Source organism: Pseudomonas sp. S3_A09, assembly GCF_054668065.1.
This window is the reverse complement of sequence record NZ_CP162752.1, coordinates 5,019,976-5,031,887: the sequence shown is the minus strand read 5'-3', so window position 1 is coordinate 5,031,887 and position 11,912 is coordinate 5,019,976. Positions and strand designations below refer to the sequence as shown.

The window sequence follows — 11,912 nt, the reverse complement described above, 5'->3', positions numbered from 1 at the left end:
CGCTCCCCCATTTTTTGCTCTTCATCGTGGCTGAAATCGTTACCCGCCGAAGGTTTGTGAGGGCCGGCGCAACGTCGGATCAAACGGATTGATCCGGGGCCCGATCGCCGCCGCTTCGCGCTTCAACAACTCCACCACCATTGGCAACCGGCTCGGCCCCAGCCGATCGCTGATGGTCGCCACACTCAATGCCGCCACCGCATGTCCGTCACGATTGAGGATCGGCACCGCCAACCCCGCCATGCCTTCCAACACCCCGGTATTGCGTGCGGCATAGCCCAGGTTGCGCACGTTCTCCACTTCCGAGCGCAGCAGCACTTCGTCATACAGGTGGAAGTCCTTGAGCCGTGGCAAGTTGTAACGGATCACCGTCTCGCGCTCCTCCTCCGGCAAGAACGCCAGGATCGCCAGGCTGCCCTGCCCCACACCCAATGCCACGCGCCCGCCGATATCGCCGGTGAAGGTGCGGATCGGGTACGGGCCTTCGCTGCGGTCCAGGCAGATCGCATCGAAGCCTGAACGCGCCAGCAGGAACAGCGAATCACCCAATGATGCGCTCAGGCGCAACATGCTTGGCCGCACCAGGTCACGCAGGTTGCCGGTCTTGCCCGCATGCGCCGCCAGGGCGAAGAACTCCAGGCTCAGGCGATAGCGCTTGCTGCGTGCGTCCTGCTCGACCATGCCTTCGTCCATCAGGCTGCGCAGCAGCCGGTGAGTGGTGGGTTGGGACAGGCCCACCTGTTGCGCGAGCTGGGTAACGCGTTCGCCGCCCTCCGGCACCTGACCCAGGGTGCGCAGCAGCGCGAACAGCCGAGACACCGCACCGGCACCCACTTCTTTACCGCCATCATTTCGGTCAGTGGAATCCATAATAACCAATATCTTAGTTAATTCCGGTGAGTGAATAAATTTGAAAATAGTAGTCCATTCAGTGAAATTCCATCTTCCGCCCATCCTAGTCTTCGTCCTAATCTGCGTCCACAGGGGCGAATTGAACAACTAACGGCAGCCGACTCAAGATCGAGCGCCAACGCACCGGCTACACCTCATTCGCATCTGCCCAAAACAAAAAAGCGCGTTTCGACGCGACTCAAAAAAGGTGGAACGCAGACATGGCATTTCTCCAACTCAACGCCTTGAGCAAACGCTATGGCGCCGTCGATGCGGTGGTCGCCACTGACCTTGCGGTGGAAAAAGGCGAGTTCGTTTCCCTGCTCGGCCCCTCGGGCTGTGGCAAGACCACCACGCTGCAAATGATCGCCGGCTTCGTTGATGTAAGTGGCGGGCAGATCCTGCTCGACGGCCGTGACATCACCCACGCCAAGCCCGCCAGTCGAGGCCTGGGCGTGGTGTTCCAGAGCTACGCGCTGTTCCCGCACATGAGCGTGCGCGACAACGTCGCCTTCGGCCTGAAGATGCGCAAAGTGCCGGCCGCCGAGATCGCCAGCAAGGTCAAGACTGTGCTGGAACTGGTGCGCCTGGCCCCCCACGCCGACCGTTACCCGCGTGAACTGTCCGGCGGCCAACGCCAGCGCGTGGCCCTCGCCCGCGCACTGGTGATTGAGCCGCCGGTGTTGCTGCTGGATGAACCGCTGTCCAACCTCGACGCCAACTTGCGCGAAGAGATGCAGTTCGAAATCCGCCGCATCCAGTGCGCCGTCGGTATCACCACCTTGATGGTCACCCACGACCAGGCCGAAGCGCTGTCCATCAGCGACCGCGTGGTGGTCATGCAAGCCGGGCGCGTGACCCAGATCGACGCACCGTACAAGCTCTACGAACACCCGCGTACCCGCTTCATCTCGGACTTTGTCGGCAAGGCTAACCTGTTGCCGGGCGACTACGACCTGTTGGGAAGCCCACAAGTACGTCACGAAAGCGGCGACGGCGAACTGACCCTGAGCCTGCGTCCGGAAAAGATCCAATTGGTCGACGCAGGCAGCGGCCGACTGCAAGGCAAGGTCCTCGACAGCTACTTTTTCGGCAGCCAATGGCTGTATCGCATCCACACCAGCCTGGGCGAAATCACCGTGGTGCGCAGCAACGACGGCAGCGCGCCGCTCGGTTGCGGTGCGGCGGTGGGCCTGGACTGGCAAGCCAGTCTGCTACGCGTGCTGGCGAAGGATGAGGTGCACGCATGAGCCGGGGCTACCTGTTGTCATTGCCCGCCCTGGTGCTGTTTGCCGGGTTGCTGATCCTGCCGTTGGGGCTGACCCTGGTGTTGTCGTTCAACGTGTTCGACTACCAGGTGGGCGTGAAGGCCGATGAATGGACCTTCGCGCATTACCTGTCGCTATTGAGCGACTCGTACTTCTACGAGATCTTCTGGCGCACCTTCTGGATCAGTGCACTGGTCACGCTGCTGTGCGTGCTGATCGGTGTGCCCGAGGCCTACATCCTCAGCCGCATGGGCACGCCATGGCGCTCGATCTTCCTGATCCTGATCCTTACGCCCTTGCTGATTTCGGTGGTGGTGCGCGCCTTTGGCTGGAGCCTGTTGCTTGGCGCAGACGGGTTGGCGAACCAGGTCATCCAGTTCCTCGGCGGGCGCCCGGTGAAGCTGCTGTACACGCCGTTCGCGGTGATCATTGCCCTGGTGCACGTGATGCTGCCGTTCATGATCATCCCGGTGTGGACCTCCCTGCAGAAGCTCGACCCGTCGGCTGAACAAGCCGCGTTGTCCCTGGGCGCCAGCCAGGCCACGGTGATGCGCAAGATCGTGTTGCCGCAGGTCATGCCCGGCGTGCTGTCCGGCACCCTGATCGTGTTTGGCCTGGCCGCCAGTTCCTTTGCGATCCCTGGCCTGCTCGGCGGTCGTCGCCTGAAAATGGTCGCCACCGTGGTGTACGACCAATACCTCTCGGAACTCAACTGGCCCATGGGCGCGACCATCGCGGTGGTGCTGCTGTTGGTCAATCTGCTGATCATGCTGAGCTGGAACCGCATGGTCGAAGGCCGCTACAAAAAGTCCCTGGGGGTTTAAGCGCATGTCCAGAAACGGTCCTTTGGCCCTCGGTTTCCACGGTGTGGTGGTGCTGTTCATGATGGCGCCACTGGTGGTGGTGTGCCTGGTGGCCTTCACGCCGGAAAACACCTTGAGCCTGCCCACGTCGGGCTTCTCCCTGCGTTGGTTTCGCGCGGTGTTCGAGCGCGCGGATTTCATCCAGGCGTTCTATAACAGCCTCATTCTGGCATTCACCGCCGCGACCCTGGCCACCTTGATTGCCGTGCCAGCGGCCTTGGCGATCAGCCGGTACACATTCCCAGGGCGCAATTTTTTCAGCGCGTTGTTCCTGTCGCCGATCATCATCCCGCACCTGGTGCTGGGCGTGGCGATGCTGCGCTTGTTCGCGCTGATGGGCGTCAATGGCAGCTTCACCTGGCTGATGCTGGCCCATGTGGTGATCATCACCCCGTACGTGCTGCGCCTGGTGTTGGCCGCCGCGATTGGTATTGATCGCAGCGCCGAGCAGGCTGCCGAGTCCCTGGGTGCCAGCCGCTTTACGCTGTTTCGCCAGATCACCCTGCCGATGATCCTGCCCGGCGTGGCGGGCGGCTGGCTGTTGGCGTTCATCAACAGTTTCGATGAGGTGACGTTGTCGATCTTCGTCAGTTCGCCGGCGACCCAGACCTTGCCGGTGCGCATGTATGTGTATGCCACCGAGTCCATCGATCCGATGATGGCGGCGGTGTCGGCGCTGGTGATTGCATTGACAGCGGCCACCATGATCCTGTTGGACCGGGTCTACGGCCTGGACCGTGTATTGGTGGGGAAACACTGATGGCCCTGTTCAAACGCCTGGCCGAAACCCAGCGCCCGGCCCTGGCCTTCACCCTTGATGGGCAACCTGCCAGCGGTTTGCTCGGTGACACCCTGCTGACCGCCGTACTGACCTGCGCCGAACACCTGCGTGGCAGTGACTTCAGCGCCGAACGACGGGCCGGTTTCTGCCTGATGGGCGCGTGCCAGGATTGTTGGGTGCGGCTTGAAGACGGGCGCCGCGTGCGCGCCTGTTCGACGCTACTGGAAGAAGGCCAGGCCATCAGCCGCGATCCGGGGCGCCGACCATGAAGCCCGTGGTGATTGTGGGCGCAGGCCCGGCCGGAATCAGCGCGGCGCGCACGTTGCTCGACCACGGCATCAAACCTTGCCTGGTGGATGAAAGCTTGCGCGGCGGCGGGCAGATTTATCGACGTCAACCGCTGGGCTTTCAACGCACCGCCAAGCAGATCTACGGATTTGAAGCGCGCAAGGCCCAAGCCATGCACCGCACGATGGATGAGCTCGCCCCCCTGATCGACTACCGCCCTGAAACCCTGGTGTGGAATGCCGAGGACGGGCGCCTGGACATGCTCAACAACGGCCGCGCCGAAAGCATCGAGTACGCGCAACTCATCGTCGCCACGGGCGCCACCGACCGCATCCTGCCCGTGCCGGGATGGACCTTGCCGGGCGTGTATAGCCTGGGTGCGGCGCAAATCGCGCTGAAGTACCAGGGCTGCGCCATCGGTGAGCGCGTCGCGTTTTGTGGCAGCGGGCCGTTGCTCTACCTGGTCGCCTATCAATACGCCAAGGCCGGCGCCAGGGTGGTGGCGGTGCTCGACAGCGCGCCGTTCAGTGCCCAGTGCCGTGCATTACCCGCGCTGTTAGGGCAACCGGCGACGTTAGCCAAAGGTTTGTATTACCGCGCCTGGCTGACGGCCCATGGGATTCCCGTGCATCAAGGCGCCACGCTTCAACAGATCGACGGCGCGCAACGGGTCAGCGGCATTCAATGGGATGATCAGGCCTTGGAATGCGACGCCGTGGCCTTCGCCCACGCCCTGCGCAGCGAGACGCAGCTGGCGGACTTGCTCGGCTGTGAATTCGCTTGGAGTGCCCTGAACCGCGCATGGTTGCCCCATCGGGACAGCGCCGGACGCAGCAGCGTCAATGGCGTGTACCTGGCGGGCGATGGCGCCGGAATCATGGGCGCGGATGCGGCGCAAATGGCGGGTGAACGTGCGGCGCTGGCCGTGCTCGAGGATTCGCGCATTGCCATCGATCACCGCCGCCCTGCTGTGCTGGAGCAACAACTGACGGCCATCCAGCGCTTTCGCCATGGCTTGGAAACCGCATTCCCGTTCCCGGAGGAATGGGCAGCCGAAGCCCCCGATAAGTTGATCCTCTGTCGTTGCGAAGAAGTCAGCGTCGGCGACGTACGCGCGGTGGTGGATGAAGGTCACTGGGAGATCAATCGCGTCAAGGCCCATTGTCGGGTAGGCATGGGCCGCTGCCAGGGCCGGATGTGCGGGTTGGCGGCAGCGGAGATTGTCGCCGAACGCAGTGGTCGGGCCATCGAACACGTCGGCCGCTTGCGGGGCCAGGCGCCGATCAAACCGCTCCCGTTTGGCGTGGAGGTACAGCCATGATCGACGTCATCGTACTGGGCGGCGGGATCGTCGGCGCCTCGGCAGCGCTGATGCTGGCGCAGAAAAGCCAGCGGGTGGCGCTGGTGGAGCGGGATTTCTGCGGCTCCCATTCCAGCGGCGTCAACTATGGCGGCGTGCGGCGCCAAGGCCGGCCATTGCACCAGTTACCACTGTCGCAACGCGCCCACCAGCTGTGGGCGGACTTGCCGGGATTGATCGGCATTGACGGCGAATACGTGCGCTCCGGGCATTTGAAGCTGGCGCGCAGTCACGCCGATTTCTCAGCGTTGCAGGCGTATGCCGAGCAGACACGGGGATTTGGCCTGGGTTTGCAGTTGCTCGACTACACCGCATTGCGTGCACGCTTCCCGTGGGTGGGTGATATCGCCGTAGGCGCCTCGCTCTGCCCGGAAGATGGCCACGCCAACCCACGTCTGGTGTCGCCCGCCTTTGCTCGCGCGGCGAAACACCGCGGTGCGCACATTTATGAACAGTCGCAGGTCACGCGTATCGAGCATGACGGCCAGCACTTCCAGGTGCACTGCGCCAACGGCCTGCATCTGCAAGCGCCGTGGCTGCTCAATTGCGCAGGGGCGTGGGCAGGTGCGGTGGCCGAGCAGTTTGGCGAAGCAGTGCCTATGACTTCGGCACACCCGGCGATGCTGGTCACTGAGCCCTTGCCGGTAGTGATGGACGTGAGCACTGGCGTCGAAGGTGGTGGGATCTATGCACGACAGGTCGCCCGGGGCAATTGCATCCTCGGCGGCGGTCGCGGCTTTGCCCTCGGCCCGCAGCAAGCACGACCTGGGCAGGCCGCGGTGCTGGAGATCCTGCGCAATGCCGGCGAGCTGTACCCGTTCCTCAAAGGTGCCCAGGCCATCCGCACCTGGAGTGGCACCGAAGGTTACCTCCCCGATCATGAACCGGTGATCGGCCCCAGCAGCACTCAACCCGGCCTGCTCCACGGTTTCGGCTTTGCCGGCGCCGGGTTCCAGCTCGGTCCTGCGGTCGGTGAAGCCCTGGCAGAGATCGTCTGCGACGGAGCCAGCCGCCAACCCATCGAAGCGTTTTCCATCCGTCGTTTCGAAGCCTGAGAGGAAAAACATCCATGAACCCACGTATTGCGCTGTCCTGCTTGTCCCTCGCCCTGCTCGCCTCCACCTCGCACGCCGCGCCCACGCTGTACCTGGGCATGAACGGCGGCACCATGGAGCGGGTGTACGCCGATAAGGTGCTGCCCGCGTTCGAAAAGGCCAATAACGTCAACGTGGTGATCGTGCCCGGCACCTCGTCGGACATCCTCGCCAAGGTCCAGGCCAACAAAGACAACCCGCAGATGCACGTGATGTTCCTCGATGATGGGATCATGTACCGCGCCATCGCCATGGGCCTGTGCGACAAGCTGGCGCCAAGCCCGACCCTGGAACAGATCCCCGCCAAGGCGAAGATCAAGGAAGAAGCCGTGGCCGTAACCCTCGGCGTCACCGGCCTGGGCTACAACGCCAAGATGTTCAAGGAAAAAGGCTGGGCCGCGCCCACCTCCTGGATGGACCTCGCCGACCCGCGCTTCAAGGACAAAGTGGTGTTCCAGTCCCTGGCTTCATCCACCTTCGGCCTGCACGGTTTCCTGATGTTCAACCGTATCCAGGGCGGCGACGAAACCAACGTGGACCCCGGCTTCAAGGCCTGGCCGAAAACTGTCGGCCCCAATGTGCTGGAATACATCGCCAGCTCCGCGAAGATCTCCGAAATGGTGCAGACCGACGAAGCCGCGATCTTCCCGCTGACGCCCACCCAGGTCGCCACCCAGAAACTGCTCGGCGTGCCCATGGAATATGCGCAACCCAAGGAAGGTGCGGTGGTGCTGAACGTGGCTGAATGTGTGATTGCCCGTAACGACCAGCCGGAACTGGCGCAGAAACTGGCAGCCTTCCTGCTCACCGCCGAAGCCCAGGCCCCGGCGCTGGAAGAAGGTGACCAGATCCCATCGAACCCGACCACGCCGACCACCGACAAGACCCGGGCACGGGTCGAAGCCATGCAGGGTTACTTGCAGACCGCGATTTCAATTGATTGGGACCAGGTCAACCAGGCGCGGCCGGAGTGGAATGCGCGCTGGAGCCGCTCAATCGAACGTTGACCGAAATCCCCTGTAGCAACTGGCTCGCCAGCGCCTACAAGGGGGTAATGGGCAGCGCGCGTTTGTGGGCGGTCTTCAGGTAGGCCTGCTCGACAATGGTTCTCACGCGCTCGCTCACCGGTTCGCCCATCAGGTAGGCGTCGATCTCTGCATACGTGCAACCGTAGGCATATTCATCCAGCTTGCCGGGTACGAGTTCTTCCAGGTCGGCGGTGGGGTGTTTGTGCACCAGGTTGTCGGGGGCGCCAAGGGCCGTGGCGAGCAGGCGCACCTGGGTTTTTGTCAGGCCTGACAGCGGGGCCAGATCGCAGGCGCCGTCACCGAACTTGGTGAAAAATCCCATCAAGGCTTCAGCGCCGTGGTCGGTACCGACCACCAGGCCGTCATGCAAGTTGGCCACGGCGTACTGGGCGATCATCCGCGTGCGTGCCTTGACGTTGCCCTTGATGAAATCGACATGGGCGGCGCTGACTTCAGTGGTGGTCAGGCTGGCCATGAGGCCGTCGACGCTGGCGGCGATGTTGAGCGTGTCGATCTGGTCCGGGGTGATGAACGCCAGGGAGGCCTGGGCGTCGCTTTCGTCGGCCTGGGTTTTATAAGGCAGGCGCATGGCGATGAAGCGCGCGGCGTAGTCTTCGTCGCGCAATTGCGTCACTGCCAACTGGCACAGACGACCGGCCGTGAGGGAGTCAACACCCCCACTGATGCCCAGTACCAACGCCTTGCAGCCGGAGCCGCGCAAAGTGGCCTTGATGAAGTCGATGCGCCGCTGGATTTCGTTGGCCTCACCGCCCTTCACCAGCGTGCGGTCGATATTCAGTTCCTGCACGATACGGTCTTGCATGTCACACCTCCACGTGGCCGACGTTGAATACCTTGGCTGCATACTGCAAAAACGAGGCGTCTTCGCAGACGTTCTTGACCGGGTCGTCCGAGAATTTAACCACCGGTTCGCCATGCACCCGCACCAGCTTCATCACGATGCTCAACGGCTCCACGCCCTCCACATCGCAGGCCAGGCTGGTGCCCATGCCGAACCCGAACCGGGCCTTGCCACGCACGTGGCGCAGGATCGGCAGGCATTTTTCGAAGTTCAGGCCGTCGGAGAACATCAAGTCCTTGGTCATCGGGTCGATGCCCAGTTGCTTGTAGCGGGCCAGCACCTTGTCGGCCCAGACGATGGGGTCACCGGAATCCTGGCGCAGGCCGTCATACAGCTTGGCGAAGTAAAGGTCGAAGTCCTTGAGGAAAAAGTCGGTGCTGATGCAGTCAGTCAGGGCGATACCCAGGCGGCCACGGTATTCGCGCACCCAGTTTTCCAGCGCAGCGTTCTGGCTTTCGCGCAGCCGCCCCAGTTGCTGGTGCACCATCAGCCATTGGTGGGCCATGGTGCCGATCAGCGGCAGGTCGAATTCGTAGGCCAGGTGCGCGTTACTGGTGCCGACGAACTGACCGGGGAAGTCGCGGCGCATGATATCGACCACCTCGCGCTGGGCCTTGAATGACAGGCGCCGCCGGGTAGAAAAGTCGGACACACGCAGGTCGGCCAGCTCTTCGCGGCTGAGGTTTTTCTCCAACCAGTCGAACTTCTGGTAGAGCTTGCGGGTGACGTCTTCCAGGGTCACATCGGGGTATTTGTCGCGGTTGCGCAGCTCACTGACCAGGGCCAAGACCGGCTGTTCGAACATGATGCAGTGCAGCATCGGGCCAACCACGCGGATGTTAAGTTGGCCGTCGATTTCGCTGACGTGAACGTAACGCAGGTTGAAGCGGAACAGGCCGAGGAAACGCTCGTAATCCGGGGTGAGGTATTCGCGAAAGCGCGGGTTGAACAGAAAGCGCAGTTCACCTTCGCGCATGTGCAGCCCGGCCATTTTCTCAAGCTCGGCGCGCAGTTCGGGGATCAAGTGGCCGAGTTTCTCCTTGGTGCGGACGATGAAGTTGTATTCCACATCGACATTCGGGTGTTGGTGCAACACGGCTTGCATCATGGTGAAGGTGTAGTAATCGGTGTCGAGCAAACCCTGGATAACGGGCGTTTCGTAGTCGTAGGCACTTTCCATGGTGTCTCTCCTTAACGCGCGGCCATCGCGGCCAGTTCTTCGCGGGTGCTGCTGATGACGGCACCAGCCTTGAGCAACTCATTGACCGCCTGCACACCCCCTCCTCCGTGATACCTCGGCATGCCGGCAAATGCAGGATCACCTCCAGGCCGGCCTTGAGCAATTGCAATGCGGTGGTCTTGACGCAGTAGTCCAGGGCCAGGCCGCCGACGATCACGCGGGTCACGCCTTGGGCGTTCAGGTACTCGATCACGCCGGTGGACAGTTTGTCGTGCAGGTCGTGGTAACAGGCGCCGTAGGGGTGCAGGTCGGGTTCAACACCTTTCCAGATGAAGTAGTCATAGTCATAGGGCGTAGGCAACGCGTCCAGCAAGGTGAAGCCCTCGGTGCCCGGTACGCAATGGCTCACCCAGGTCACATCGGCATGGGCCAGGCCGGTGGGTTGCAACATCTCGCCGTGCTGCGACACCACCCAGGGCGCATGCGGGGTGTGGGCATCCTTGCTGCCGACGCGATGGCCGGCCAGGCTGGCCATGTAGTTGAGCTCGGCACCGATCTGGTCGCCGCCGGCCACCGGCAATTCGTTGGGGCACAGTGGCGTGAAGCTCTTCTGGGCGTCGACATCGAATGAAGCAATGGCAGTTTTCGCGAGGGTCATGGCGGTTCTCCTGTGGCCTGGAAACAAAAGTACATGTCATGTACTTTCATTGCAAGAAACATTTGGTTATCTACGCTTGAGCCAGTACATGACATATCTGCTCGATTCGTTAGACTGTGCCCCACAGCTGTCTAGAAGGACGTCAACATGCCCCTTAGCCCCTACCTGCACACGGTCGACCTGTGCGTACTGTTTTACTGCCGCGCCGCTGGCGAACTGAAACTGTTGCTGAACAAGCGCGAGGCCGAGCCGTTCGCCGGGCATTGGGCGCTACCGGGTGTGGTGGTGAATGGCGATGTGCAAGATCTGAGCCTCCAGGCTGCGGTGGAGCGTTTGCGTGCAAGTGACAAGGTCGGGCTGAGCCTGGCCTGGAGCGAGCAAGTGGGTACGGTGGGCGATGCATTTCGCGACCCGCGCTGCTGGTCGTCGTCCACCTATTACCTGGCGATCGTGAGCGATGAGACGCAGTTGGGTGAGCACCAAGACTGGTTTTCACTGAAGGCAGTGGCCGATGGCAGCATCAAGCTGCCCTTCGATCACAACAGCATCGTGGCCGCCGTGCAGGAACGCTTGTTCTCCAAGTCGCTGTACAGCAGCTTGCCGTTGATGTTCCTGGGCAATGAGTTCAGCGCGCCGGAAGCGACCACGATTTTTTCCCTGGTGCTGGCGCGGCCGGTGTTGAAGACCAGTATTCGTCAGCGCTTGCTGAAGCTGACTGAGGCGGGGTATTTGCGCGAGACGGGGCGTAAAAAGCAAGGTGAAGGCGGCAGGCCCCAGGCAACGGTGGAAAACCTGAAGCCCGGGGATATTTATTTCTTCGACCGCAGTTTTGCCGAGTAAAACACTCGCTGCCGGAGTTCAATTCATCCAGTTGCCGCCGTCGACGTTGTAGGTCTGGGCCACCACATAGTCGGCCTCTTTGGAAGCCAGGAAGATTGCCATACCCGTCAAGTCTTCCGCCGTGCCCATGCGCCCAAACGGCACCTCCGTCCCTACGCGCTGCTTCTTCTCGCCCGGCGCCAGGCCCTCGTGCTTGGCAAACAATGCATCTACGCCATCCCAATGCTCCCCATCCACTACACCGGGTGCGATGGCGTTGACGTTGATCCCCTGCTTGATCAGGTTCAACCCCGCCGATTGCGTCAGGCTGATCACCGCCGCCTTGGTCGCGCAGTAGATCGCCACCAACGGCTCACCCCGGCGCCCGGCCTGGCTGGCCATGTTGATGATCTTGCCGCCGTGGCCCTGCCTGATCATCTGCCGCGCCGCAGCCTGCAGGGTGAACAGCGTGCCGGCGACGTTGATCGAGAACAGCCGATCGTAACTGTCGCGGGTGATGTCGACGACGGGCGCCAGGTCGAACAATGCGGCGTTGTTGATGAGGATATCGAGCTTGCCAGCCTGGGCGACCACCGCGGTAATTGCGCCGTCGATGGACGCCTGATCGGTGACGTCCATGGCGACGGCATAGGCCTGTGGGCCCAACTCAGCGGCGGTGGCCTGGGCCCGTTGCAGGTCGATGTCGGCGATGGCCACGGTGGCGCCTTCGGCGATGTAGGCCTGGGCAAAGGCGCGGCCGATACCACGCGCCGAACCGGTGATCAGTGCGCTCTTGCCTTCAAGTCGTTTCATGGAAAAG

Annotated in this window: 12 protein-coding genes and 1 pseudogene; 8 read left to right on the top strand and 5 right to left on the bottom strand. The window is 62.4% G+C overall.

Annotated elements, in window-relative coordinates; genetic code table 11:
- Positions 1-39: 39 nt before the first annotated feature.
- Positions 40-870: an IclR family transcriptional regulator gene (locus AB4N92_RS23645; protein ID WP_021493285.1), complete on the bottom strand. Its 831-nt coding sequence runs from the start codon at positions 868-870 to the stop codon at positions 40-42.
- A 242-nt stretch (positions 871-1,112) separates the two neighbouring features.
- Between AB4N92_RS23645 and AB4N92_RS23640 the strand changes: the two genes are divergently transcribed.
- Genes AB4N92_RS23640 through AB4N92_RS23610 form a run of 7 tightly spaced genes read left to right on the top strand, consistent with a single transcriptional unit; the run spans position 1,113 to position 7,552 of the window.
- Positions 1,113-2,141 (top strand): ABC transporter ATP-binding protein, encoded by a 1,029-nt coding sequence (locus AB4N92_RS23640; protein WP_021493286.1) that lies wholly within the window; start codon positions 1,113-1,115, stop codon positions 2,139-2,141.
- Positions 2,138-2,983, top strand: a complete 846-nt coding sequence (locus AB4N92_RS23635; protein ID WP_021493287.1) for an ABC transporter permease — start codon at positions 2,138-2,140, stop codon at positions 2,981-2,983. The genes AB4N92_RS23640 and AB4N92_RS23635 overlap by 4 nt, the downstream gene beginning before the upstream one ends.
- 4 nt (positions 2,984-2,987) lie before the next feature.
- The gene (locus AB4N92_RS23630; RefSeq protein ID WP_010211089.1) at positions 2,988-3,782 is read left to right on the top strand and encodes an ABC transporter permease; all 795 of its coding nucleotides are present in this window, start codon (positions 2,988-2,990) and stop codon (positions 3,780-3,782) included.
- A complete protein-coding gene (locus AB4N92_RS23625) occupies positions 3,782-4,072 on the top strand; it encodes a (2Fe-2S)-binding protein (RefSeq protein ID WP_010211090.1) in 291 nt (96 codons plus the stop codon). Before AB4N92_RS23630 ends, AB4N92_RS23625 begins: the two co-directional genes overlap by 1 nt.
- The gene (locus tag AB4N92_RS23620; protein WP_042571138.1) at positions 4,069-5,412 is read left to right on the top strand and encodes an FAD/NAD(P)-dependent oxidoreductase; all 1,344 of its coding nucleotides are present in this window, start codon (positions 4,069-4,071) and stop codon (positions 5,410-5,412) included. Before AB4N92_RS23625 ends, AB4N92_RS23620 begins: the two co-directional genes overlap by 4 nt.
- On the top strand, positions 5,409-6,506 hold the full coding sequence (locus AB4N92_RS23615; RefSeq protein WP_236266770.1) for an NAD(P)/FAD-dependent oxidoreductase: 1,098 nt from the start codon (positions 5,409-5,411) through the stop codon (positions 6,504-6,506). Before AB4N92_RS23620 ends, AB4N92_RS23615 begins: the two co-directional genes overlap by 4 nt.
- Before the next feature lie 14 nt (positions 6,507-6,520).
- Positions 6,521-7,552 carry an ABC transporter substrate-binding protein gene (locus tag AB4N92_RS23610; protein ID WP_042571137.1) on the top strand — a complete coding sequence of 344 codons (1,032 nt, stop codon included), beginning with the start codon at positions 6,521-6,523 and terminating at the stop codon, positions 7,550-7,552.
- A 34-nt stretch (positions 7,553-7,586) separates the two neighbouring features.
- Here AB4N92_RS23610 and nadE read toward each other — a convergent pair whose 3' ends face one another.
- From nadE to AB4N92_RS23595, 3 genes and pseudogenes are all read right to left on the bottom strand, one after another.
- Complete coding sequence (nadE, locus tag AB4N92_RS23605) at positions 7,587-8,396, bottom strand: ammonia-dependent NAD(+) synthetase (RefSeq protein WP_044287011.1); 810 nt, start codon at positions 8,394-8,396, stop codon at positions 7,587-7,589.
- 1 nt (position 8,397) lies between these two features.
- On the bottom strand, positions 8,398-9,615 hold the full coding sequence (gene pncB, locus AB4N92_RS23600) for a nicotinate phosphoribosyltransferase (RefSeq protein WP_198831587.1): 1,218 nt from the start codon (positions 9,613-9,615) through the stop codon (positions 8,398-8,400).
- 11 nt (positions 9,616-9,626) lie between these two features.
- Positions 9,627-10,273: pseudogene (locus AB4N92_RS23595) on the bottom strand (nicotinamidase).
- 147 nt (positions 10,274-10,420) lie between these two features.
- Between AB4N92_RS23595 and AB4N92_RS23590 the strand changes: the two are divergent.
- Positions 10,421-11,113, top strand: coding sequence for an NUDIX hydrolase (locus AB4N92_RS23590; RefSeq protein WP_021493289.1), 693 nt, complete (start codon positions 10,421-10,423; stop codon positions 11,111-11,113).
- 18 nt (positions 11,114-11,131) lie between these two features.
- Here AB4N92_RS23590 and AB4N92_RS23585 read toward each other — a convergent pair whose 3' ends face one another.
- Complete coding sequence (locus AB4N92_RS23585; protein WP_187517137.1) at positions 11,132-11,905, bottom strand: L-iditol 2-dehydrogenase; 774 nt, start codon at positions 11,903-11,905, stop codon at positions 11,132-11,134.
- Positions 11,906-11,912: the final 7 nt, after the last annotated feature.